General features: G+C 29.0%; 25 protein-coding genes. 15 read left to right on the top strand and 10 right to left on the bottom strand.

What is annotated here, in order from left to right; translation table 11 throughout:
- Positions 1 to 387 precede the first annotated feature (387 nt).
- Together ilvD and B5D11_RS04700 are read left to right on the top strand one after the other, a co-directional pair.
- Entirely contained in the window at positions 388 to 2,136 is a 1,749-nt protein-coding gene (gene ilvD, locus B5D11_RS04705) for a dihydroxy-acid dehydratase (protein WP_347476722.1), read from the top strand.
- Between the two features lie 66 nt (positions 2,137 to 2,202).
- Complete coding sequence (locus tag B5D11_RS04700) at positions 2,203 to 3,603, top strand: GntP family permease (protein ID WP_347476721.1); 1,401 nt, start codon at positions 2,203 to 2,205, stop codon at positions 3,601 to 3,603.
- A gap of 34 nt (positions 3,604 to 3,637) precedes the next feature.
- Here B5D11_RS04700 and B5D11_RS04695 read toward each other — a convergent pair whose 3' ends face one another.
- From B5D11_RS04695 to B5D11_RS04655, 9 genes are read right to left on the bottom strand one after another with little or no spacing between them, the layout of a single operon-like run.
- Positions 3,638 to 4,294, bottom strand: a complete 657-nt coding sequence (locus B5D11_RS04695) for a V-type ATP synthase subunit D (protein ID WP_078681895.1) — start codon at positions 4,292 to 4,294, stop codon at positions 3,638 to 3,640.
- Position 4,295: 1 nt separating this feature from the next.
- Positions 4,296 to 5,675, bottom strand: a complete 1,380-nt coding sequence (locus B5D11_RS04690; protein ID WP_078681894.1) for a V-type ATP synthase subunit B — start codon at positions 5,673 to 5,675, stop codon at positions 4,296 to 4,298.
- Positions 5,668 to 7,443: a V-type ATP synthase subunit A gene (locus B5D11_RS04685; protein WP_180376956.1), complete on the bottom strand. Its 1,776-nt coding sequence runs from the start codon at positions 7,441 to 7,443 to the stop codon at positions 5,668 to 5,670. Before B5D11_RS04685 ends, B5D11_RS04690 begins: the two co-directional genes overlap by 8 nt.
- Before the next feature lie 15 nt (positions 7,444 to 7,458).
- Positions 7,459 to 7,767 (bottom strand): V-type ATP synthase subunit F, encoded by a 309-nt coding sequence (locus B5D11_RS04680; RefSeq protein WP_078681986.1) that lies wholly within the window; start codon positions 7,765 to 7,767, stop codon positions 7,459 to 7,461.
- A complete protein-coding gene (locus tag B5D11_RS04675; protein WP_078681892.1) occupies positions 7,760 to 8,749 on the bottom strand; it encodes a V-type ATP synthase subunit C in 990 nt (329 codons plus the stop codon). Before B5D11_RS04675 ends, B5D11_RS04680 begins: the two co-directional genes overlap by 8 nt.
- A gap of 16 nt (positions 8,750 to 8,765) precedes the next feature.
- Positions 8,766 to 9,347, bottom strand: coding sequence for a V-type ATP synthase subunit E (locus B5D11_RS04670; protein WP_078681891.1), 582 nt, complete (start codon positions 9,345 to 9,347; stop codon positions 8,766 to 8,768).
- A gap of 55 nt (positions 9,348 to 9,402) precedes the next feature.
- Positions 9,403 to 9,888 carry a V-type ATP synthase subunit K gene (locus tag B5D11_RS04665; protein ID WP_078681890.1) on the bottom strand — a complete coding sequence of 162 codons (486 nt, stop codon included), beginning with the start codon at positions 9,886 to 9,888 and terminating at the stop codon, positions 9,403 to 9,405.
- Between the two features lie 18 nt (positions 9,889 to 9,906).
- The gene (locus B5D11_RS04660; RefSeq protein ID WP_078681889.1) at positions 9,907 to 11,841 is read right to left on the bottom strand and encodes a V-type ATP synthase subunit I; all 1,935 of its coding nucleotides are present in this window, start codon (positions 11,839 to 11,841) and stop codon (positions 9,907 to 9,909) included.
- Positions 11,828 to 12,154 carry a hypothetical protein gene (locus B5D11_RS04655; RefSeq protein WP_078681888.1) on the bottom strand — a complete coding sequence of 109 codons (327 nt, stop codon included), beginning with the start codon at positions 12,152 to 12,154 and terminating at the stop codon, positions 11,828 to 11,830. Before B5D11_RS04655 ends, B5D11_RS04660 begins: the two co-directional genes overlap by 14 nt.
- Before the next feature lie 493 nt (positions 12,155 to 12,647).
- On the opposite strand from B5D11_RS04655, the gene B5D11_RS04650 reads away from it, so the two are divergent.
- From B5D11_RS04650 to B5D11_RS04610, 9 genes are all read left to right on the top strand, one after another.
- Positions 12,648 to 13,541: a Rossmann-like and DUF2520 domain-containing protein gene (locus tag B5D11_RS04650; protein WP_078681887.1), complete on the top strand. Its 894-nt coding sequence runs from the start codon at positions 12,648 to 12,650 to the stop codon at positions 13,539 to 13,541.
- A 28-nt stretch (positions 13,542 to 13,569) separates the two neighbouring features.
- Entirely contained in the window at positions 13,570 to 14,397 is an 828-nt protein-coding gene (panB, locus tag B5D11_RS04645) for a 3-methyl-2-oxobutanoate hydroxymethyltransferase (protein ID WP_078681886.1), read from the top strand.
- Positions 14,398 to 14,414: 17 nt separating this feature from the next.
- The gene (gene panC, locus B5D11_RS04640; protein ID WP_078681885.1) at positions 14,415 to 15,260 is read left to right on the top strand and encodes a pantoate--beta-alanine ligase; all 846 of its coding nucleotides are present in this window, start codon (positions 14,415 to 14,417) and stop codon (positions 15,258 to 15,260) included.
- A 13-nt stretch (positions 15,261 to 15,273) separates the two neighbouring features.
- Positions 15,274 to 15,663 carry an aspartate 1-decarboxylase gene (gene panD / locus B5D11_RS04635; protein WP_078681884.1) on the top strand — a complete coding sequence of 130 codons (390 nt, stop codon included), beginning with the start codon at positions 15,274 to 15,276 and terminating at the stop codon, positions 15,661 to 15,663.
- 134 nt (positions 15,664 to 15,797) lie between these two features.
- The gene (locus B5D11_RS04630; protein ID WP_078681883.1) at positions 15,798 to 15,986 is read left to right on the top strand and encodes a hypothetical protein; all 189 of its coding nucleotides are present in this window, start codon (positions 15,798 to 15,800) and stop codon (positions 15,984 to 15,986) included.
- A 108-nt stretch (positions 15,987 to 16,094) separates the two neighbouring features.
- Positions 16,095 to 16,580 carry a permease gene (locus B5D11_RS04625; RefSeq protein WP_078681882.1) on the top strand — a complete coding sequence of 162 codons (486 nt, stop codon included), beginning with the start codon at positions 16,095 to 16,097 and terminating at the stop codon, positions 16,578 to 16,580.
- Positions 16,577 to 17,110 (top strand): permease, encoded by a 534-nt coding sequence (locus B5D11_RS04620; protein WP_143327675.1) that lies wholly within the window; start codon positions 16,577 to 16,579, stop codon positions 17,108 to 17,110. The genes B5D11_RS04625 and B5D11_RS04620 overlap by 4 nt, the downstream gene beginning before the upstream one ends.
- Positions 17,111 to 17,321: 211 nt before the next feature.
- On the top strand, positions 17,322 to 17,543 hold the full coding sequence (locus B5D11_RS04615; protein WP_078681881.1) for a DUF1659 domain-containing protein: 222 nt from the start codon (positions 17,322 to 17,324) through the stop codon (positions 17,541 to 17,543).
- Between the two features lie 20 nt (positions 17,544 to 17,563).
- Entirely contained in the window at positions 17,564 to 17,785 is a 222-nt protein-coding gene (locus B5D11_RS04610) for a DUF2922 domain-containing protein (RefSeq protein WP_078681880.1), read from the top strand.
- Between the two features lie 97 nt (positions 17,786 to 17,882).
- Here the strand turns inward: B5D11_RS04610 and murC are convergent, their stop codons facing one another.
- Complete coding sequence (gene murC, locus B5D11_RS04605) at positions 17,883 to 19,259, bottom strand: UDP-N-acetylmuramate--L-alanine ligase (protein ID WP_078681879.1); 1,377 nt, start codon at positions 19,257 to 19,259, stop codon at positions 17,883 to 17,885.
- A gap of 283 nt (positions 19,260 to 19,542) precedes the next feature.
- On the opposite strand from murC, the gene purR reads away from it, so the two are divergent.
- The 4 genes from purR (at position 19,543) to B5D11_RS04585 (ending at position 23,419) form a co-directional block, all read left to right on the top strand.
- Positions 19,543 to 20,349, top strand: a complete 807-nt coding sequence (purR, locus tag B5D11_RS04600; RefSeq protein ID WP_078681878.1) for a pur operon repressor — start codon at positions 19,543 to 19,545, stop codon at positions 20,347 to 20,349.
- Positions 20,350 to 20,475: 126 nt separating this feature from the next.
- Positions 20,476 to 20,760 (top strand): septation regulator SpoVG, encoded by a 285-nt coding sequence (gene spoVG / locus B5D11_RS04595; RefSeq protein ID WP_078681877.1) that lies wholly within the window; start codon positions 20,476 to 20,478, stop codon positions 20,758 to 20,760.
- Positions 20,761 to 21,028: 268 nt separating this feature from the next.
- Positions 21,029 to 22,402 (top strand): bifunctional UDP-N-acetylglucosamine diphosphorylase/glucosamine-1-phosphate N-acetyltransferase GlmU, encoded by a 1,374-nt coding sequence (gene glmU / locus B5D11_RS04590; RefSeq protein ID WP_078681876.1) that lies wholly within the window; start codon positions 21,029 to 21,031, stop codon positions 22,400 to 22,402.
- A gap of 54 nt (positions 22,403 to 22,456) precedes the next feature.
- Positions 22,457 to 23,419: a ribose-phosphate diphosphokinase gene (locus B5D11_RS04585; protein WP_078681875.1), complete on the top strand. Its 963-nt coding sequence runs from the start codon at positions 22,457 to 22,459 to the stop codon at positions 23,417 to 23,419.
- Positions 23,420 to 23,550: the final 131 nt, after the last annotated feature.

Raw genomic sequence — 23,550 nt, 5'->3', positions numbered from 1 at the left:
AGGTTAATATATAACTATAACTAAAGTTAATATATAACTAACCAACAATAAGCTATAAATTAATTTCTATTATACAATTTATAGTGTTTCTAAATTTCTATTACATCTATAATAGTGCTCAATATTTAATAGAAAAAATTTTGCGAAATAATCATAATATAGGAAATAACAATTCTAAGTCATCATACAACTGAAATCATTTTAGAACAAATAATATATAAAAAATATTGTTCTAAAATGATTTTTTTATTTTTTAAAATAAAAATATTGACAAAACAATCGTTTACAGTTTACAATAATAATTGTAAGATGTCTGACAATATAAAGTAACCCAAAAAGCTACTAATGATAAAAAAATACATAAAAAACAGTAAAAATAAATAAAATATGTCATACAAGTTTAAAGGAGTGATTAATTTGTTAAAAAGTCAAAAAATAAGGGATATGGCTCCAGAAATGGATTCTTTAAGGCTGGGTACAGGATGGAAAATTGAAGATTTATCTAAACCTCAAATAATAATTGAAAGTACTTTTGGTCACAGTCATCCCGGAAGCGCTCATCTTGATGTATTAATAAATGAAGCTTACAAAGCAGTAGAGAAAAATGGAGGCAAGCCAGCAAAATATTTTGTAACAGATATTTGCGATGGCCAAGCTCAAGGACATGATGGTATGAATTATTCACTACCATCAAGAGAATATATAGCTAATATGATTGAGCTTCAGGTGCAAGCAACGCCTTTTGATGGAGGAATATTTATTGCAAGTTGCGATAAAGGAATGCCGGCACATTTAAAGGCTATAGCTAGACTTGATATGCCATCTATACTTGTGCCTGGAGGTATAATGAAGTCTGGTCCTAATATGTTAACTTTAGAACAAATAGGAATGTATAGTGCAAAATTTGAAAAAAAAGAGATAACAGAAGAAGAATTTACTTATTATAAACATAATGCTTGTCCTAGTTGTGGGGCTTGTTCTTTTATGGGAACTGCAGCTACTATGCAGGTAATGGCTGAAGCTTTAGGGTTAGCACTTCCGGGCACTGCATTAATGATTGCTACATCAGAAGAGCTTAAAAATGCTGCAACTTATGCAGGATATTATATTCTTAAACTTATAGAAATGGATTTAAAACCTTCTAAAATAGTTACAATGAAATCTTTTGAAAATGCAATAATGGTACATGCTGCTATTGCAGGTTCTACCAATGCACTTCTTCACATACCTGCTATTGCTCATGAATTAGGAATTGAAATAGAACCAGAATTATTTGATGAAATTCATAGAAAAATTCCTTATATATTAAATATAAGACCAAGCGGCTTTTATCCTGGGGAATATTTTTGGTATGCAGGTGGAGTTCCAGCTATAATGGAAGAAATAAAAGAATTTTTACATCTTGATGTTTTAACTGTTACAGGGAAAACTCTTGGAGAAAATTTAGAGGAATTAAAGAAAAACGGATATTATGATAAATGTTATAGATATCTTAAAAATACAGAAATAAAAAAAGAAGACATAATAAAAACTGTAAAAGAGCCAATTCAATCTCAAGGTGCAATAGCTATATTAAAAGGTAATTTGGCTCCTGAAGGTGCTGTGGTTAAACATTCTGCTGTATCAAAAAAAATGCATAATGTAATTTTAAGGGCACGACCTTTTGATAGTGAAGAAGAGGCATTAAAAGCTGTACTTACAGGTAATATAAAGCCTAAAGATGCGGTATTTATAAGATATGAAGGCCCTAAGGGTAGCGGTATGCCGGAAATGTTTTATACTACAGAAGCTATAGCTTCAGATCCATCTTTATCAGAGTCTGTAGCACTTATTACAGATGGAAGATTTTCAGGAGCTACTAGAGGACCAGCTATAGGACATGTATCTCCAGAAGCTAGTGAAGGAGGAAATATTGCTTTAGTTGAGGAAGGAGACCTTATAAAAATAGATATACCTAATAGATTAATTGCAATAGTAGGTGTAAATGGAGAGGAAAAGTCAGAAAAAGAAATTGAAGAAATTTTAGATATAAGAAGAAAAAAATGGGTAAGACCAGTTCCTAAATATACAAAAGGGACTTTAGGAATTTATACAAGATTAGCAGTGTCACCAATGAAAGGGGGATATATGGAGTAATACAATACTTCATATATCTTAAATATTCAAAATCTATAAAGTATAAAAATTAAGGGGGAACATAGGGTGTTAAGTACATTTCCAATTTTAACTGCAAATTCAGAAATGGTATGGAAGGCAAATCCAACTGCACTTATAATATCTGCTATTGTAAGTATAGCTTTATTGTTAATTTTAATTATTAAATTTAAAATGCAGGCTCTTGTTGCAATCGTTATATCAGCTATAACTATAGGTATTGGTGTTGGAATGCCTTATTCAATGATAATTAGTACTGTTCAAAAAGGTATGGGTAATACATTACAAGGTATAGCATTGCTAGTTGGTTTAGGATCAATGTTTGGGGCTATATTAGAAATTTCTGGGGGAGCGGAAACTATAGCTTCAACTTTAGTAAATAAATTTGGAGAAAGTAAAGCTGCATGGGCTCTTGGAATTACTGGAGTAATTGTTGCAATACCAGTTTTCTTTGATGCAGGGCTAATTATATTGATACCATTAGCTTATGGACTAGCTAAAAAAACAGGCAAATCAAGCTTGTTTTATGCAATTCCTCTTTTAGCTGGTTTAGCTGTAGGCCATGCTTTTATTCCGCCAACACCAGGGCCTATACTTGTTGCCAATCAATTAAAAGTTGATTTAGGACTTGTTATACTTTTAGGAATTATATGTGGAATACCAGCTATGATAGTAGCAGGACCTATTTTTGGGAATTTTATAGGTAAGAAAATATTTGTTCCAGTTCCAGAACATGCTTCTACACAATTGGATTTTAAAGGTAAAAAATTACCATCTTTTAAAACAGTAGTATCTATAATTCTTATACCTCTTATATTAATATTATTAAATACTGGTGCTAACTTAATTGAAAAATATAATCCAGCAATTAAATCTATAAAACCAATTCTTAATTTTATAGGAGAGCCTTTTGTGGCATTAACTATAGCTACATTAGCTGCTATGTATTTGTTAGGGACTAGACATGGATATAGTAGAAAAGAACTTGAAAAGGTTATGACAAAATCTTTAGAACCTACAGGGCTTATATTATTAGTTACAGCTGGCGGTGGAGTTTTAAGATTTATGTTGCAAGATTCAGGATTAGGTGATGTTATAGGTAATGCTATTCAAGGTAAAAATATGCCTCTTATAGTAATAGCTTTTTTAGTTGCATTAGCTGTGCGTGTTTCAGTAGGTTCATCTACAGTAGCAATGACTATGGCTGCAGGTATAATGGCTTCAATGCCTCAAGTACAAGCTTTATCTCAATTACATCTTGCAGCAATGACTATGGCTATTGCTGGAGGAGCAACTGCTGCAAGTCATGTTAATGATTCTGGATTTTGGCTGGTAAAGGGTTTTTTTGAATTAGATGAGAAAACAACTTTGAAAACATGGACAGTAATGGAGACGTTAGTTGGGGTAGTAGGATTTCTTGTTGCGTTAATAATAAGTTTATTTGCATAAAAAAAGCTACTGATTTTTAAATCAGTAGCTTTTTTTAAATATTTTGAGGATTATTTTGCTTTTCAAGCATATCTTTAACTTTCATAAGCCTTGTTAAAGAACTTCTTTCATTTTCATCAAGTTTCATTCTTATATATTTTATTGTTTCTTCTAATTGAGGTATAGTCATATATTCTAAGGCATTAACTCTTCTTCTTGTTTTTTCTATTTCCTCTGCCATAAGCTGAGTAGCTTTTTCAACTTCAGCAAGTTCCAAAAGCTTTGGAAGTATATTATAAAGTCTTTTAATTGTATGATCAAGTTCTGGAGAAGTACTTGCAAAACCATAAGGATATATGCTTCCTTCGTCATCTTCAAGTTTTCTTTTAAATTCCATAACAGGAACATTAACGCTCATAATATTTTTACTTTTTATATCAACAGATATACTTTCCTTTGGAAAACTTAAAGCTTCTTGTATAACTTCATCACTTAATACTGCTCTTGTAATCATAAATTCTTTAAGACCATCTTCAAGTTCCTTTTCAACTTCTTTTCTAAGCTCGTCGTTACGTTTTACGAGAATTATAAACTGTCTTACAAGTTCATCTTGTTTATCTTTAAGAAGTTTATGACCTCTTACAGCTGTAACAAGTTTCTTTTTAAGCTTAGTAAGTTCCATTCTAGTAGGGTTTACATTGATTATAGCCAAGTTAATCACCTACTTTGCCAAGATACTTATCTAAATATTCATCTCTAATTCTCTTAAGCTCTGTTTTTGGAAGTATTTTTAAGAGTTTCCATCCAAGATCAAGAGTTTCTTCTATATTTCTATTGGTATTAAAACCTTGTGATACATATTCTTTTTCAAATTTTTCAGCAAACTCAGCATATTTTTTATCTACATCGGAAAGAGCAGATTCTCCAAGGATTGCAGCAAGTTCTTTTGCCTGTTTACCTTGAGCATAGGCCGAGAAAAGCTGGTTCATTGTATCGGCATGATCCTCTCTTGTTTTTCCTTTTCCAATACCTTTATCTTTAAGCCTTGAAAGAGAAGGAAGTACATCTATAGGAGGATTAATTCCTCTTTTATAAAGTTCTCTTGAAAGAATGATTTGTCCTTCCGTTATATAACCAGTAAGATCAGGGATTGGATGAGTTTTATCATCTTCAGGCATTGTAAGTATAGGAATTTGAGTTATAGAACCTTTTTTACCTCTTATTCTACCAGCTCTTTCATATAACTGAGAGAGGTCGGTATATAAATAGCCCGGATATCCTCTTCTTCCTGGGACTTCTCTTCTTGCAGCTGAAATTTCTCTTAATGCTTCAGCATAATTTGTCATATCTGTCATTATAACAAGTACATGCATATCTTTTTCGTAAGCTAAATATTCTGCAGTAGTTAAAGCCATTCTAGGAGTAGATATTCTTTCTATAGCAGGATCATTTGCTAAATTTAAAAATAATACAGATCTATCAATAGCACCAGTTTTAGTAAACTCATCTAAAAAGAAATTAGCTTCTTCAAAAGTTATACCTATAGCTGCAAAAACTACAGCAAATTTTGAATCAGAATTTAAAACTTTTGCCTGTCTTGCAATTTGAGCTGCAAGTTCAGCGTGAGGAAGCCCTGAACCTGAAAAAATAGGAAGCTTTTGACCTCTAACTAATGTGTTTAAGTGATCTATAGCTGAAATACCAGTTTGAATAAATTCTGCAGGATAGTCTCTAGCTACAGGATTTATAGGTTCACCAGTTATATCAAGTCTTTTTTCAGGAAGTATTTTAGGTCCATTATCTTTTGGTCTTCCCATACCATCAAAAATTCTCCCAAGCATATCTTCTGATACACCTATTTGAAGAGGATGCCCTAAAAACCTAACCTTTGTTTCTTTAAGATTTATTCCGGCGGAGCCTTCAAATATTTGAACCATAGCCCTATCGCCATTAACTTCAAGCACTTGACCTCTTCTTTTTTCACCAGTTTGAAGTTCTATGTCAACAAGTTCGTTATATTTTACGCCACTGACACCTTCAACAATCATAAGAGGACCAACTACTTCTTTTACTGTTTTATATTCTTTAAGCACGTTTCAGCCCTCCTTCTTCTATAAGATTATCTATAGATTCTTTAAGTTCATTATATATAGCATCAATTTTATCTATATTTTCTTCAGCTATATATTTACTTCTTGCAATTTTATCTCTAACTTTAAGGTCTAATATTTTCTTTAAATAAATTCCATTATCAAGAGCTCTATTTGCTTCTCTATAAAATGCAATTATAAGTTTAAGCATTTTATATTGTTTATTAAGAGAGGTATATGTGTCAATTTCGTGAAAAGCATTTTGTTGAAGATAATCTTCACGAATTGATTTTGCAGCTTCAAGCTTTAATCTATCTTTTTCGGATAAAGCATCTATACCTACAAGCCTTACTATTTCATCTAAGTTTGCTTCTTCTTGAAGAAGTGTCATAGCTTCACTTCTAAGTTCTGACCAATCAGAAGCTACATGTTCATCCATATATGCATCTATTCTATCTTGATATAATGAATAAGAATTTAACCAATTTATAGAAGGAAAATGTCTTCTATAAGCAAGTTGTGCATCAAGTCCCCAGAAAACTTTAACTATTCTTAAAGTTGACTGAGTAACAGGTTCTGAAATATCTCCTCCTGGAGGGGATACTGCACCTATAGCTGTTATAGCACCAACTCTATCTTCGCTTCCAAGACATACAACTTTACCAGCTCTTTCATAAAATTCTGCAAGTCTTGAACCAAGATAGGCTGGATAACCTTCTTCACCAGGCATTTCTTCAAGTCTGCCAGACATTTCTCTAAGTGCTTCTGCCCATCTTGAAGTTGAATCTGCCATTATAGCAACAGAATAGCCCATATCTCTAAAATACTCAGCAATTGTTATACCAGTATATATAGAGGCTTCTCTAGCAGCAACAGGCATATTTGAAGTATTTGCAATAAGGACAGTTCTTTTCATAAGAGATTCACCAGTTTTTGGATCTTTAAGTTCTGGGAATTCCATAAGAACATCTGTCATTTCATTTCCACGTTCTCCACAACCAACATAAACAACTATTTCAGTATCTCCCCATTTTGCTATTTGGTGTTGAACAACGGTTTTACCAGCACCAAAAGGCCCTGGTACTGAAGCGGCTCCACCTTTAACAACGGGGAAGAAAGTATCTATAACTCTTTGACCAGTAAGCATAGGCTCTACTGGGTTTAATTTACGTTCATAAGGTCTTCCACGTCTTACAGGCCATTTTTGAAGCATTGAAAGTTCTTTAATACCTTTTTCTGTTTCAACTAAACATACAGTTTGATCTACAGTAAATTCACCAGATTTTATTTCTTTAACTGTACCAGAAATTCCATAAGGAACCATTATTTTATGAAGTACAACAGAAGTCTCTTGTACAGTTCCTATAATAGAACCAGCTTTAACAGTATCGCCTACAGAGACAGTAGGATTGAATTTCCAAAGTTTTTCTCTACTTAATGAAAAAACTTTTACGCCTCTTTTTAAAAATGCACTATCAGCTTTGCGCATGTAAACATCAAGTGGTCTTTGAATCCCATCAAACATGGATTCTATAAGTCCAGGACCAAGTTCCACAGATAAAGGTTCTCCAGTAGTTTCTACAGGGTCACCTGGTCCAAGGCCAACGGTTTCTTCATAAACTTGAATTGAGGCTTTATCTCCTCTCATTTCAATTATTTCACCGATAAGCCCGTAATCGCCAACTTGACAAACGTCATATACATTAGCATTATCCATCCCCTCAGCAACAACTAAGGGACCAGCTACTTTAACTATTTTTCCCATGCTTATCCTTTTCCGCCTTTCTTATAAAATATTTATACCTACGGCTTTTTGAACATTATCTTTAATTTTATTAAGACCAATTCCAAGACTTCCTTGGCTGCCAGGAATTAATATAATAGAAGGAGTAATAGATTTACTATATCTTTCTATTGTTTCTTCAAGTTTTTCTGCAAATTGTTCCGTTATAAAGATTACTCCGTAGTTATTATAGGCTAAGGTATCTACAGTTTTTCTAGCATCTTCTACATTATCTACTGGAAATACTTCGATTCCAATAGCTTTAAATGCAAGAACAGAGTCTTTATCTCCAACAATGCCAACCTTATACATAACTATCACGCAGCCTTTCCTTTATGAGTTCTTTTGAAACATTATTAAGTTTAGAAACTAATATAATTCTCAAATTTTTAATTTCTGTTTCACGTGCATATATGAAAACTGCTATAGGTTCTGGACCTATATTTATCAATTTAGAGTCTTTCATATATCCCATAATATAATCATCTATATTTTTCTCAAAACTACTTAAAGAATTTGTTCTTAAAAATGTTTCTATACTTTCTTTAATCATTAAGCCGTAGTTTTTATGAGCTAATTTATTAGGAATAAGAGAATAATCTTCTAAAAATAATTCTTTAAGTAAAGAAGAATCAAGCTCTCCTCCATCTAATAAAACTTCTTTTAAAAAATTTAAAGGCTTATTAAGTGATTTTATTCTTAAAATTGTTTTAATATTAGTTAAGTCAATAAGAGTAGTAACATAACCCTCTAAAAAACTATTATTTAATATTTGAACTAAATTTTTCATATGTATAAACATATATCTATCTAATATAATGTCAATTCTTTGAGGGTCTTTTATATTTTCAAAATCATCTAAAGCAGTTTTAATAGCTTCAGACATTATATTAGGAAGTTCTGCATAGTTTTCTTTTGATAAGGCAGTTTTTAATATGTCTATATCTAAAATTCCCATAGGAATTAGTATAGATGAAAAGTCCTTATCTAGAATTTTACCTTTAATAAGAGTTTTTATATTATGGTAATCATATTTAACCCTCATAAAATCGATTATTTCTTTATAAGGGGTAATTTCATAAAGCTCATCATACATATCTTTAAAAGCTTTATTTAAAGCAGCTTCAAAATTTTTCCCTTCAAGGTAATGCCCATAATAAGTTTCTGAAAGAAGCTTTAAAGCTCCATCAAGATTTTCTGTATCTATGAGCCTTTCATAGAAAGGTTTAGTAAGGAGCCTTGATTCCCATACTCTTATTTTGGTAACTATAGAGGCAAAATCTGTAGTTTTCATGGACTTAAAAGCCTCCTTACTCAAATAATATTTTGTTTATATCAAATATTAAATCTTCCTTTAAAGAATCAACTAATGCTTTAAAAGTACAGTTTAATATAGTACCATTTTGTTCAACAATAAATCCGTCTTCTTCTTTATTTAGTGTTTTACCAAGAACTAAATTTAAACCAAGTTCTGAATTTATCCATTGAAGAACTTCAGAAGTGAAAATAGAATATCTATTTTCATTAACTCTTAAAACTCCATTACCTGTAACTTTATTTTCTTTAAGCATAGTTTTTAAAAAATTTAAAAAATCTTCTTTATTTAAATTTTTTAAATTTTCAAGTGCAAGCTCAAAAGATTTTTCAATAACAGAATGTTTTGCAGATAGTTTTTCGTTTCTAACTTTAAGCTCTGCACTTTGAATTATTCTGCTTTTACTTGAAACAGCTTCTTCATGAGCTTTAGCTAAAAGCTGTTTTTCTAAATCCTTAGCTTCATTTATTTTGTTTTCTATTATTTTGGAAGCTTCTTCTTTAGCTGAATTTAAAATTTCAGTTTTTTTGTTATTTGCATCACTAAGGATTTTATCTGTAATATTTTTTATCGACATATTTTAAATTCCCTCCTGCAATTCTTTGAGGTTATAATTAATTTTAAATAATTAATTAAAATGTTTTATTAACTAATAAGAATGACATAACAAATGCAAGTAATGCATAAGTTTCAACCATAGCAGCAAAAATTATACCTTTTGTAGAATGTTCAGGTTTTTTAGCTAATATATGTATACCGCCAACGGCAACTTTAGCTTGAGCTATAGCAGACCAAAGACCAACCAAACCTATTATTGATGCTGCTAAAAGATAAGATAAACCTTGAATTAGTGATAAGTCTTTATTTATATTTGTCATTATTAAAAATCCTATAACAAATCCATAAAGACCTTGTGTTCCAGGTAAAAGCTGAAGAACTAATGATTGACCAAATTTTTCAGGTTGTTCAGAAACTAGTGAAGATGCAGCTTCACCAACAAGTTGAACACCTTTAGCTGAACCTATACCAGCTAATGCAACTGCAAGAACTACTCCAAGTGAAGCAAATACTATTCCTCCATAAGTTTGTAACCAAGTCCCTAAATTTAATATTTCCATTATAAATTCCTCCTTGTATTAGTTTTTTATATTTATATATTTATTTACCATTTTAAAAGGTGAAAATGGCCTTCCGCCACCGGAATAAAATTTTCCAAAAAATTCAACATATTGAAGTCTTAAACCATGAACGTAGGCACCTAAAAGTCCTAAAAGCATATTAAAAATATGAACTGCTATAAAAAGAACAGGACCTACTATAAATAAACTTATTCCTGGGAAACTTCCAATTATAAGATTTAAAGCTCCTGCTATAGAGCCACCAGATATCCCAAGAGCCATAAGTCTTGTATATGAAACTAAATCTCCTATATAACCTGTAATACCATAAAGAGCATAAGCTCCACTAGCTAATTTGCCTGCCACGGATTTTGCGTCCCTACCGTTTGTAAGCACTATTAAAACCATACCTGCAATCATTGTATATTTAGCAAATGAAAAGCCTGCAGCTAAAAGACCTATACTTACTAAAGTTATAATCCAAGAACCAGAATCAAAAAATGCTCCCCAAGGGTCTCCTTTTTTAATGAGCATATATCCTTTTATACAAAGCCCGAAAAGTACTTGGATAGCTCCAAAACCTATAGATAAAAATACAACAGTGTAAATATCACGACTAGTATCAATTAAAGCTGGTATTTTAATTACATCTCCGAATACAGAACCGTATATAAGTCCCCATATAGCAGTTGTAATACCTAAATACATAAACATCCTTACAAAATTTTGCGATTTTTCATTTAGATTGAATTTCTTAAGAGCAAAAAGTGCAGCAGCAAATACTATAACTCCATAAGCAAAATCTGCTACCATCATACCAAAGAATATCATGTAAAAAGGTGTTAAAAGAGGAGTAGGATCAATACCATCATATTTAGGAAGACTATACATTTCTGTGATAGATTCAAAAGATTTAACTATAGTACCATTTTTTAGCTTTATCGGGATTTCATCTATATCTTCATCAGAAACATCGGAAATTTTATAATAATAATTATCACTAGGCAATGATTTTATATAATTTTCAAAAATATTTCTTTTTTCTTCTGGGAAATATCCAGATATAAGTATTGTTTTATCGGACTTTAAAAAATTTTCACTAGATTTAAGTCTTATAAGTTTATTTTCGAAATATTCATGTGCTTTTTCAAGATTTAAAAGTTCATTTTTCATTTCTTTTAAATCTTCAATTATAGAACGCTTTTCTTCTTTTAAATTGTTTAGCTGCTCTTTAAAGCCTTCGATTAATAAAATAGGTTTTTCATTAAATTCTGGTTTAAATTCATTAAACTCTAAAAGCTTTAAAAGAGATTCTAAAGAGCTCATCTCATCCTTATGAACAAATAGTAAAATATAAGATAATTTAGTGTCCCTATTTACAATTTCAAGATGAACATATTTACAATTTTCTTGTATTTGATGTTTAAAATCATCTTCTCTTGAAGTTGGAATAGTACCTAAAAAATAATTTACTTTTTTAAAATCTTCTAAATCACTAAAAGACAAATCTAAGTTTTTCCAAGGAAATAAAATTTCATAATCTGTATTAATTTTTGATATTAAAGAATCTATTTCATTTAATCTTTCTTCTTTTGCTTTTAAAAAACTTAGAAGCTCTTTAAAGTTTTCCTCTTTTCCATATTCTTTAAGTTCATCATAAGATAAGGAAGGCTTTCCTTCTTTTAAAGATTTTAAAGTGGATTCTTTTTCTATATAATTTTTAAGAAAATTAATAGCAGATTTTAAATCAGAAAGAGTTTCTTCTGTTTCTTTAAAAGAAGGATCAAAAACATCTTCTTTTAAGGAATTTAATGTTTCATCTTCTTTGCTTAATCTTTTGCTTTGAAGATTTATAAATTCGATTTCCCCAAAGGATTGCAGCTTCTTTAGAATGTCTTTTTTACTAGCTTCAAAAGCTATAAGAGTAAATTTGTTCATTCTAACTATTGCCATAATTTTTTACTATCCTTTCAATGATTAATTTTACAGCATTATCAAGCCTTTCTTTTGGTATGTTGTAAATGCTGCTTATTTCATTTTTCCCATTTATAGAAATAGTATAAGCTTCTTTTTCAGCTAAAGAAATAGCTTCATCAACTATAGATTTAGCTTTGCTTTTTATTTCTTTTAAAGTTTCATCATATTTTTCTAAAGCTTGATTTTGAGCTGATTTTAAAATATCTCTTCTTTCATTTTCAGCCGCTTTAATAATTTCAAAAGCTTCTTCTTCTGCTTTTTTTATTTCTATAATTTCTTGTATAGCCACCCATTTTTCACCTCCAGTTTAAATATAAAATAAAAATAATTAGTGACAATAATATTTAATATATTGAGAAAATTCTCTCAATAATTGTATATTATAGCATAATTATAAAAATATATAAAGGATGGGGTTTATATTATAAGTATTGAAATACAAAACTTTTAGTTAATTTTTTAAAATACAAAAGTATTATTGTGTTTTTTTGCAATATTAAATAAAAAATTAACTTTAATGTATAGATATCCAACATGAAAATTAAATATAGTCTAGTAAAATAATAATCCGAGCAGGGATATTAGTTGTTTTTAATAGAGAGGATTATTATTTTACTATATAGTTATATTAAATTTTGAAGAAATTATATATTATGTTTATTTTTAAGTAAAATCTTGTTTGATTTTATTAAATATTTATGATAAATTTTTTATGGGTGGCATCATTTAGAGCTGCACCAAATTATTTATGTATATATATTTCATTGATGGTACACTTCCATATGGAGGTGGTTATTATAAAAATTGGGTTTATTGGTGCTGGTAAAGTAGGCTTTTCTTTAGGAAAATTTTTGAAAGAAAAAAATTTAAATGTTTCTGGCTATTTTAGCAAAAATCCTGAATCTTCTAAAGAAGCTTCAGTTTTTACAAATACGAAGCATTTTAAAAGTATTGAGGATTTAGTAAATGAAAGCAATATTATCTTTATTACTGTACCTGATAATGAAATATTAAATGTATATTCAGAATTAAAATCTTATCCATTAAAAGACAAAATTATTTGTCATACTAGTGGATGCCTTTCTTCCAATATTTTTTCTGACATAGATAATTTTGGTGCATATTCTTATTCAATCCATCCTATGTTTCCTATTTCTCAAAAAAAAGAAAGTTACAAATACTTAAAAGATGCTTTTTTTACAATTGAAGGCAGTTATAAATATTTAAAATTTATGATTGATTTATTTTCTTCAATTGGGGTTAAAATAATTTCAATTGATAGCAAAAATAAGCCTTTATATCATCTTGCTTCAGTTACTGCAAGTAACCTATTTTTAGCATTATTTAATAGAAGCTGCGATTATTTAAAACAATGTGGCTTTGAGGAAAAAGATGCTGTTAATGCTTTATATCCTCTTATTAAAAATAATATAGAAAATATTTTTAATGTTGGTGTTATAAATGCTTTAACTGGACCTATTGAGCGAGGAGATATAAATACTGTAAAAGAGCATATTGCGTTTATGCCTAAAGAGCATAAAAAAGCTTATTGTGAACTTTCTAAAGAACTTATTTTAATTGCTAAAAATAAAAATAAGAACAGAGATTACTCTGATTTAGAAAAATACTTTGAAGAAATTGACAAAGAATTTTATGCAAAAGACTTAAACAATTAATTTTAGAATATAGGAGGATTAATTTAAAATGAAAAACACTGTATCGACTTTTAAAGAAGCTAAAAATAGTGGAAGAAAATTAACTATGCTTACAGCTTATGATTATTCAATGGCAAAGCTTATAGATGAAGCAGGTGTTGATGGAATATTAATAGGTGATTCATTAGGTATGGTATGTTTAGGATATGAAGATACATTAAGTGTTACTATGGAGGATATGATACATCATACAAAGGCTGTTGCTAGAGGTGCTAAAAATGCTCTTATAGTAGCAGATATGCCTTTTATGTCTTATCAAACTTCAATATATGATGCAGTTTTTAATGCAGGAAGGTTAATAAAAGAAGGAAGGGCACAAGCTGTAAAACTTGAAGGTGGGGCTTTTGTAGCAGAACAAATAAAAGCAATAGTTAATTCCTCAATTCCAGTAATGGGACACCTTGGTTTGACGCCTCAATCTGTAAATGCTTTTGGAGGGTTTAAAGTTCAAGGAAAAGATGAAGAAACTGCAAAAAAATTAATTGAGGATGCTAAAATAATTGAAGATGCAGGAGCTTTTGCAATAGTATTGGAATGTATACCTGCAAAACTTGCTAAAATAATTTCTTCTAAAGTAAGTATCCCAACCATAGGAATTGGAGCAGGAAAAGATTGTGATGGACAGATATTAGTATATCAAGATATGCTTGGAATGTTCTCTGATTTTAAGCCTAAATTTGTTAAACAATATGCTAATACAGGGAATATAATAAAAGATGCTGTACAAAATTATATAAATGAAGTTAAAAATAATTTATTCCCTTCTGAAGAATATGAATTTAAAATAAATGAATCTATTTTAGATAAGCTTTATTAAGGAGGCAATATAAAATTATGAATATAATTTATAGTATAAAGGATTTAAAAGAAGAAATAAAGAAATGGAAGAATGAAGGGCTTTCTGTGGGGCTTGTTCCAACTATGGGATATCTTCATGAAGGTCATGCTTCACTTATAAAGCGTGCCAGTGAAGAAAATGATAAGGTAGTAGTTAGTATTTTTGTTAATCCTATTCAATTTGGACCTAACGAAGATTTTGAAAGATATCCTAGAGATATAAATAGAGATAGCAAGGTTGTAGAAGAATGTGGTGGGAATATAATTTTTAATCCATCACCTTCTGAAATGTATAAAGAAAATTTTTCTACCTATGTTGATGTAGAGGGATTAACAGAAGGCCTTTGTGGAGCTAAAAGACCAGGACATTTTAGAGGTGTTTGTACTGTAGTTACAAAACTTTTTAATATAGTTCAGCCAGATAAAGCTTATTTTGGTGAAAAAGATGCCCAGCAATTAGCTGTAATTAAAAGAATGGTTAGAGATTTAGATATGCCAATTGAAATTGTATCTTGTCCAATTATAAGAGAAGAAGATGGGCTTGCTAAAAGCTCAAGAAATTCTTATTTAAGTCCTGAAGAAAGGAAAGCTGCATTAATTTTATATAAAAGCCTTGAAAGTGCTAAAACTGCACTTAATGAAGGAGAAAGAGATGCTTTAAAAATAAAAGATATAATAATTGATAAATTAAATAGTGAACCAATGGCAAAAATTGATTATGTTGAAGTAGTAGATAGTTTATCTTTAAAACCTGTTTCTTATATTAAATCAGATGTTTTAGTAGCAATTGCTGTTTTTATAGGAAAAACTAGACTTATAGATAATTTTACTTTTTCTCTTTAGAAGGAGGATTTTTATGGAAATTACAATGCTTAAATCAAAAATACACAGGGCTATAGTAACTCAGGCAGAACTTAATTATGTTGGAAGTATTACTATAGATAAAGACTTATTAGATGCATCTCATATAATGGAATATGAGAAAGTATCTGTAGTTAATGTAAATAATGGAGAAAGAATAGAAACGTATGTCATAGCTGGAGAGCCAGGAAGCGGAGTAATATGCCTTAATGGGGCTGCAGCTCGTTGTGCACAAAAGGGAGATATAATAATAATAATGGCATATTGTAATATGACTTTACAAGAAGCTAAAGAACATAAACCAAGGGTAGTATTTGTAAATGAAGATAATTCAATAAATAAAATAACAAACTATGAAAAACATGGTGAATTGACACTTTGTTAAAAATTAAATATTTTTTTAAAATATGTTTAGTTCCTCTTAAATTTACCCATAATTTAAATGAATGTGTAACATTTATTTAAATATGTGAATATTATGATTAATAAAATTTTATAAAAATTATGGGGTGAAATAAAGTGGAATTAAAAGATAAGGATTTAGAACTTATTGAAAGGGGAACAAAGGCTTTAATCAATGAGCTTGGATATTCTGGATTTATAAAATATATATCCAGAGTACAGATTTGCAATGGAAATTATTTTAGAAATAAGGAAGTTGTTTATAAAAATATAGATAGTAAAGATAATAAAGAAGATATTAGATAGCCGAAAGGCTATCTTTTAATTTTACAAAAAATGTATATAAATTAGACTCACATTATAATTTTTTTAAAATATAATATTATTAATAGTATGTTTTTAGGAGAAAATATAATGAATGCTTTTGTTTTATATGTAGTATCTGTTTTTTTACTTTTTTTGTCTTATATAAAAGATAAAAACAAAAGCAAAAAAGCAATTTTAAAAGCATGGCGGTCTTTAGAAAATATGCTTCCTCAATTTCTTGGAATAATAATTATAGTAGGATTAACCCTTTCATTACTTAAACCTGAAACTATATCTAATATAATAGGAAAAAATTCTGGATTTTTTGGAGTAGTTATTTCAGCCTTAATAGGTAGTATAGCTATGATGCCAACCTTTGTAGCCTTTTCAACTGGTGATATGTTACTAAAAAACGGAGCAGGAGTTAGTCAGGTAGCAGCACTTATATCAACTTTAACTCTTATAGGTATAATAACAATACCTTTAGAAATAAAATATATAGGGAAAAGAGCCGCTATTTATAGAAATATTCTAGCGTTTTTATTTTCTTTTATAGTAGCTTTTTTTGTAGAAAAGGTGGTGGGAATTTTATGATTAAATATTTAATAAAAAGGTATAGCTTTTTTATAATATCTTTTTTTATAATAATAATTATAACATTTATAAATAAAGATATAGGATTTAAATCATTTAACATAGCATTTTCAAGCTTTAAACAGATGATTTCTGTAGTCCCGCCTATTATGCTTTTGCTTGGACTTATGGATGTATGGGTACCAAGAGAAACTATGATGAAATATATGGGAAATAATTCTGGTATATTGGGTGTGTTTTTATCAATATTAATAGGTTCATTAGCTGCTGGACCTATGTATGCAGCATTTCCGTTTACTGCAGTTTTACTTAAAAAAGGAGTAAAGTTTAGCAATATAATTATATTTATGAATGCTTGGTGTGTAACAAAAATATCAACTCTCATGTTTGAAATAGCTGCATTAGGTTACAAGTTTACTCTAGCAAGACTTATAATAGATATACCTGGCGTTATTATTATGGGATATTTAGCCGAAGCAATGATGCCCAAAAATGAATTAGAACAATTATATATTTCAAAAATTGATTAAAAAGAGGTGATTTCATTATCAGCCTCTTTTTAATTTTTATTTTATCTATATCAATATTAAATAGTTCTATAAAACTTGTTTAATTTTTAGTTTATATAAATTTTTTGTTTTAAGGTAAATTTTTTTATTACTGCATATTTAATTATTGAAAGACAGAAAACTTAGATTTTTAAGTTAAGCTGTTAAATTTAAAATAAAAGGAGTAGATAGTATGGCTGTTTCAACTAAGGTGCAAAGTAGCATGATAATTAAATTTAAAACAGGGGTAGATGCAAATGGAGAAGATGTATTTAAAAGCACAAGATTTTCAAAAATAAAAGTAGATTCAGCAGATGAAAATATTTTATTTATAGGTACAGAAATTGGAAAACTTCTTAAATATCCTCTATCGGAGGTAATTAGAGAAGACTTAAATGTTGTTAGAGCTGAATAATAAAAAGGAGGAATTTTTAAATGGCTAATAGAAGTTTATTGATGAATTTTATGAATGAATCAGGAAGGAAAGTATCTATTAGATTAGATGAAATAGCAGATACAGTAACTAACCAACAGGTTTCACTTGTTATGGATGCTATAATAGAAAAAAATATTTTTGATTCAACTGGAGGAGATTTAATTTTAAAAGACTCAGCACAAATAATATCTAAAGACATAGAAGAACTTCAAGTTAAATAAAAGTGATTTTAAAAATAATATTTATGTAATTTTATAAAAAAGCCATGCATAAAAAGGATATTTTCCTATTTATGCATGGCTTTTAAATTTTTTTAAATTATTCATTTAAATACATTTCACCAATTTTATAAACATCTCCGGCACCTACTGTTAAAAGTATGTCTCCTTTATTAAGTATAGTTTTTAAATACGAAACTATTTCTTCAAAACTGTGAAAATTTTTACAAGACTTTCCTTTCTCCCTTATACTATCTCCAAGCATATCTGAACTTATTTTTTTTGTAAACTTTTCTCTTGCGGCGTATATATCTGCAAGTATAACTTCGTCTGCATCATAGAAACAATTAACAAAATCATCAAATAAAGTAAGAGTTCTTGTATAAGTATGAGGCTGGAATACACAATAAATTTTATTGTGAGGATAATTTTTAGCAGCTTCAAGAGTAGCTTTAATTTCTGTAGGATGATGTGCATAATCATCTATTACAGTAATGCCATTTTTTACTCCTTTTATTTCAAATCTTCTATGTGTTCCTGAAAAACTTAAAAGCCCTTCAATTATATATTTATATTCTACATTAAGGCTTAAAGCTGCAGATATACTAGCTAAACTATTAAGTATGTTATGCTTACCTGGAACATTTAAATTAATTGAAAAAAGTTTTTCATTATTTTTATAAACATCAAAATTTGCGCAGCCTTTTTCATTAAATTTTATATTTTTAGCTCTTATATCACCTTCATCTATTCCATAAGTAATTACTTTACAGTTTGCATATGGTATTACTTCTTTAAGTTTTTTATCTTCTGCATAAGCAATTAAATATCCATCTTTAGATATAAGCTGTACAAATTTTATAAATGTTTCTTTTATGTGATCTATGTTCCTATAATAATCTAAATGATCTGCTTCTATGTTTAGTATAATCCCAATATAAGGGAAAAATTTCAAAAATGAAGCTTTATACTCACAAGCTTCTGTAATAAAATATTCGCTTTTACCACATCTTACATTACCATTTATTATATCTAATTCTCCACCTACTAAAATAGTCGGATCCAATTTAGCGTTTAAAAATATATGAGAAATCATAGAAGTTGTTGTAGTCTTTCCATGAGTTCCAGAAATAGCTATATTGTATTTATGTCCCTGCATAACTTTACCTAAAAATTCAGCTCTATCCATAGTAGTAATATTTAGTTCTCTAGCTCTAGAAAGTTCTGGATTATCTTCTGAAATAGCTGCTGTATAAACAACTAAATCGGCACCTTCTACATTTTTAGCATCATGACCTAAAAAAATTTGAGCACCTTGTTTTTCTAATTTTTCTGTTAAAGAAGAAGACTTCATATCTGAGCCTGAAACAGTAAAGTTATTTTCTAATAATATTTCGGCAAGGCCGCTCATACTAATTCCGCCTATACCTATAAAATGTATTCTTTTATGTTTGTCTTTTATAAAATCGAATGACAAAATATCAACTCCTTAAAAACATTCAATTATGGATTTTTAAACTGAAAATTCAGTTTATTTATTAATGGATTAATATAATTTATTAGTAAAATTAAAACCCTATATATCATTATATACAAATTTTATAAAAAAGGATACAAAAATAAACAATAATTGGTAATTAATATTAACGATTAAAAACATATTATTGATAATATTTGTGAAATAGAATACAATAAGAATAATAAATTAAATTTTAATTAAAAAGTTCGTAAAATTTAAATTAGATATAAAGGTGATATTTATGGAAAAAATAAATAGAAATACTAGAATAGCTGCAATTACAAAAATACTTATAGAAAATCCTAATAAAGTTATAAATTTAAATACATTCACAGAAAAGTTTAATTCGGCAAAATCTACTATAAGTGAAGATATTTTAGTTATAAAAGAAACTTTGAATAAATTTAATATGGGTAAAATTGAAACTATAGCAGGAGCATCTGGAGGAGTTAAATATGTTTGCGAAATTTCAGACAAAGATAGAAAAGATTTTGCAGAGGAACTTTGTGGAATATTAAAGGAAAAAGATAGAATAATACCTGGAAATTACATATATATGACTGATATAATGTATAATCCAGATATAATAAAAAGGGCAGGATTAGTATTAGCTTCGGCTTTTAATGACAAAGATGTAGATTGTGTTGTAACAGTTGAAACAAAAGGAATTCCTCTTGCTTATGAAGTATCTAAAATGCTTGGAGTTCAGCTTGTTATAGTAAGAAGAGATACAAAGGTTACAGAAGGAACTACAGTAAGTATTAATTATGTTACTGGTTCTAGTAAAAGAATACAAACTATGTCTCTTTCAAGAAAGGCATTAAAAAGCGGAAGTAAATGCATATTTATAGACGATTTTATGAAAGCTGGAGGAACAGCTTTAGGTATAGTAAATATGCTCAAAGAATTTGACAGTTTTCTTGTAGGGATTGGAGTTATGATTGAAGATATAAAAACTCCTAAAAAATTAATTGAAGACTATATATCTATTGTAAAATTTAATGGTATAGGAGAAGATGGAACTGCAATTTTATTTCCTTCTAAATAATTTAAATTAAAAAATTATATGAAATAATTAAATTTTTAAAAAATTTATAAATATTTAGAAAAATAAGAAGGAAAAATAAAAAATGTGGCGAATATTATTGTATAAGCATCGTGGAGGTGGTTTTTTATGGAAATTACAGATGTAAGAGTTAGGAAAGTTGCTGCTGATGGTAAAATGAAAGCTATTGTTTCAATAACTTTTGATAATGAATTTGTTGTTCATGATATAAAAGTTATTGAAGGACAAAATGGTCTTTTTATTGCTATGCCAAGCAGGAAAACGCCAGATGGAGAGTTTAAAGATATAGCTCATCCAATAAATACTCAAACTAGAGAAAAGATTCAAAAGTTTGTATTGGATGAATATGAAAAAGTAAAAAATGATGAAACTACTGTTTCACAAGAGGAATAAATAAAAAGAAGTTGAAGATTTTTAGCAAAATTATGTTAATCTTATACATATTGAAAACAGTATCATAAATATAATTATGCTGTAAGATAACAATTGAAGCTGAAATCTCAGCTTCTTTTTATTTTTTGACAAATTACTCCGTAAGGTTGCAAAATAACTTTTTATAAAATATAATATTAAGAGGCGATTTTATATAATTTAAATAAAAGGTTAAAAGAATTTACCAATTAAAATTTGTTATTAATTGCTAATTAAAAGAGGTGTTTTTATGTATAAATGTGCCGTCATACTAGCTGCTGGTGAAGGAAAAAGAATGAAATCTGATACACCTAAAGTTCTTCACAAGGTATGCGGAAAAGAAATGGTTAATCATGTTATAGATATAATGAGAAAATCAGGTATTGAAGATGTTAATGTAATTGTTGGAAAAGGTGCTGAAAAGGTTAAAAACAGTACAGAAAGCAGAAATGTAAGCTATTCTTTTCAAGAAGTTCAGCTTGGAACAGGTCATGCAGTTAAGTGTGCAAAGGAATTTTTAAAATGTAAAAGTGGAACTGTAGCTATATTTACAGGAGATGCTCCTCTTATAAAAGAAGAAACTGTTAAAAAGCTTTTAGATTTTCATGAAGAAGGAGGATTTAAAGCTACTATTTTGACTTCAATTATAGATAACCCTGCCCACTATGGAAGAGTTATAAGGGATAAAAATGGTGAAGTACTTAAAATAGTTGAAGCTAAAGATTGCAGTAAAGAAGAATATGAAGTTTGTGAAATAAATGCAGGCATGTACTGCTTTGATATAGATTTACTTTTAGAAAGTTTAGAAGAGATTAATAATTACAATGCTCAAGGAGAATATTATTTAACTGATGTAATAGCTGTGTTAAAAAATAAAGGATTAAAAATTGGAGCTATGGTTACAGATTTTGAAGAAACAATTGGAGTTAATTCAAGGATTGAACTTTCTGAAGCTGAAAAAATATTAAGAAATAGAATAAATAAAAAACATATGGAAAATGGTGTTACAATAATTGATCCTCAAAATACATATATAGGAAGCGATGTTGAAATAGGCAAAGATACTATCATATATCCAGGGAATGTAATTGAAGGCAATACAGTTATTAAAGAAAATTGTATGATTTATCCAAATTCTAGAATAAGTGATAGTATTATTGAATCAAATGTTACAATTCAAAGTTCAGTAATATTAGAAACACATATAGGAGAAGGTACAACAGTAGGTCCTTATGCTTACTTAAGACCAGAAACTAATATAGGGAAAAATGCTAGAATTGGGGATTTTGTTGAGATTAAAAAATCAACAATAGGTGATAATACTAAAGTATCACATTTAACTTATATTGGAGATGCTGAAGTTGGAAGTGGCTGTAATTTTGGTTGCGGCACTGTCGTAGTAAATTATGACGGCGTTAAAAAATATAAAACAAAGATAGGAAATAATGCTTTTATAGGATGTAATACAAATTTAGTTGCACCTGTTGAAATTAAAGATAATTCTTATACAGCAGCAGGTTCAACTATAACAGAAGAAGTACCTGAAAATAGTTTAGGAATTGCAAGAGCCAAACAAGTTAATATAATAGATTGGGTTTCTAAAAAAGGTTTAAATAAAAAATAATAATATAATAACCGCTGCATTTTATAGTGGTGCTGTTAATAAGGAGGAAAACACATGATAACTCACGGTAAAGGCATTAAGATTTTTGCCGGTAATTCACACCCCAAACTTGCAAAAGAGATTGCAGAAATATTAGGCATACCAGTTGGTAATGCTAATGTTGGGAAATTCAGCGATGGAGAAATTTCAGTTGACATTAATGAAACTGTAAGAGGAAGCGATGTATTTCTTGTACAATCAACTAATGCCCCAGTTAATGACAACTTAATGGAGCTTTTAATTATGATGGATGCTTTTAAAAGAGCATCAGCAGGAAGAATTACTGCAGTTATTCCATACTATGGATATGCTAGACAAGATAGAAAGGTTAAAGCTAGAGATCCAATTACTGCAAAGCTTGTTGCAGATATTTTAACTGCAGCAGGAGCAGATAGAGTGCTTACAATGGATTTACATGCTGCACAAATTCAGGGATATTTTAATATTCCAGTAGATCATCTTTTAGGAGCTCCAATACTTGCAAAATATTTTATTAATAAAGGTTTCCTTGAAGATGAAGATGTAGTTGTTGTATCCCCTGACCTTGGAAGTGTTACAAGAGCTAGAAGATTTGCAGATAAACTTCATGCACCAATAGCTATAATAGATAAAAGAAGACCAAAGGCTAATGTTTCCGAAGTTATGAATGTCATAGGAGATGTTAAAGGTAAAACTGCTATATTAATAGATGATGTTATAGATACAGCAGGTACTATATGTAATGGTGCCAATGCTTTGACTAATATGGGTGCAAAGGAAGTTTATGCTTGTTGTACACATTCTGTTCTTTCAGGCCCTGCTATAGAAAGAATAAAAGAATCATCAATAAAAAAGCTTGTTATGTTAAATACAATTGATCTTCCAAAGGAAAAAAATATTGATAAATTTGAAGTACTTTCAGTTGCTCCAGTTTTTGCAGATGCAATAAAAAGAATTTATGAAGATATGCCTGTAAGTAAATTATTTGAAGGAGTTTAAAATTAAAGCATAAGCTGTTTAAAAAACAGCTTATGCTTTTTATTAGTGTAAATTATTTGTAACTTTTTTAAGTATACTATTATTAGAAATTTTATTTTGTGATACATTATTAATATGATAATATACCACGC

The sequence above is a fragment of the Clostridium sp. USBA 49 genome (assembly GCF_900167505.1).
Taxonomy (GTDB): domain Bacteria; phylum Bacillota; class Clostridia; order Clostridiales; family Clostridiaceae; genus Clostridium_AT; species Clostridium_AT prolinivorans.
The sequence above is the reverse complement of the archived record's forward strand: the minus strand, read 5'-3'. Positions and strand labels throughout refer to the sequence as shown.

What these genes read in the sequence shown, in the direction of transcription:
- B5D11_RS04615 (WP_078681881.1), top strand. Translation starts at nt 17,322, where the DNA reads ATGGCTGTTTCAACTAAGGTGCAAAGTAGCATGATAATTAAATTTAAA.
- B5D11_RS04675 (WP_078681892.1), bottom strand. Translation starts at nt 8,749, where the DNA reads ATGAAAACTACAGATTTTGCCTCTATAGTTACCAAAATAAGAGTATGG.
- B5D11_RS04680 (WP_078681986.1), bottom strand. Translation starts at nt 7,767, where the DNA reads ATGTATAAGGTTGGCATTGTTGGAGATAAAGACTCTGTTCTTGCATTT.
- glmU (WP_078681876.1), top strand. Translation starts at nt 21,029, where the DNA reads ATGTATAAATGTGCCGTCATACTAGCTGCTGGTGAAGGAAAAAGAATG.
- B5D11_RS04620 (WP_143327675.1), top strand. Translation starts at nt 16,577, where the DNA reads ATGATTAAATATTTAATAAAAAGGTATAGCTTTTTTATAATATCTTTT.
- ilvD (WP_347476722.1), top strand. Translation starts at nt 388, where the DNA reads ATGTCATACAAGTTTAAAGGAGTGATTAATTTGTTAAAAAGTCAAAAA.
- B5D11_RS04650 (WP_078681887.1), top strand. Translation starts at nt 12,648, where the DNA reads ATGGAGGTGGTTATTATAAAAATTGGGTTTATTGGTGCTGGTAAAGTA.
- panB (WP_078681886.1), top strand. Translation starts at nt 13,570, where the DNA reads ATGAAAAACACTGTATCGACTTTTAAAGAAGCTAAAAATAGTGGAAGA.
- spoVG (WP_078681877.1), top strand. Translation starts at nt 20,476, where the DNA reads ATGGAAATTACAGATGTAAGAGTTAGGAAAGTTGCTGCTGATGGTAAA.
- B5D11_RS04610 (WP_078681880.1), top strand. Translation starts at nt 17,564, where the DNA reads ATGGCTAATAGAAGTTTATTGATGAATTTTATGAATGAATCAGGAAGG.
- B5D11_RS04625 (WP_078681882.1), top strand. Translation starts at nt 16,095, where the DNA reads ATGAATGCTTTTGTTTTATATGTAGTATCTGTTTTTTTACTTTTTTTG.
- purR (WP_078681878.1), top strand. Translation starts at nt 19,543, where the DNA reads ATGGAAAAAATAAATAGAAATACTAGAATAGCTGCAATTACAAAAATA.
- panD (WP_078681884.1), top strand. Translation starts at nt 15,274, where the DNA reads ATGGAAATTACAATGCTTAAATCAAAAATACACAGGGCTATAGTAACT.
- panC (WP_078681885.1), top strand. Translation starts at nt 14,415, where the DNA reads ATGAATATAATTTATAGTATAAAGGATTTAAAAGAAGAAATAAAGAAA.
- B5D11_RS04660 (WP_078681889.1), bottom strand. Translation starts at nt 11,841, where the DNA reads ATGGCAATAGTTAGAATGAACAAATTTACTCTTATAGCTTTTGAAGCT.
- B5D11_RS04665 (WP_078681890.1), bottom strand. Translation starts at nt 9,888, where the DNA reads ATGGAAATATTAAATTTAGGGACTTGGTTACAAACTTATGGAGGAATA.
- B5D11_RS04585 (WP_078681875.1), top strand. Translation starts at nt 22,457, where the DNA reads ATGATAACTCACGGTAAAGGCATTAAGATTTTTGCCGGTAATTCACAC.
- B5D11_RS04670 (WP_078681891.1), bottom strand. Translation starts at nt 9,347, where the DNA reads ATGTCGATAAAAAATATTACAGATAAAATCCTTAGTGATGCAAATAAC.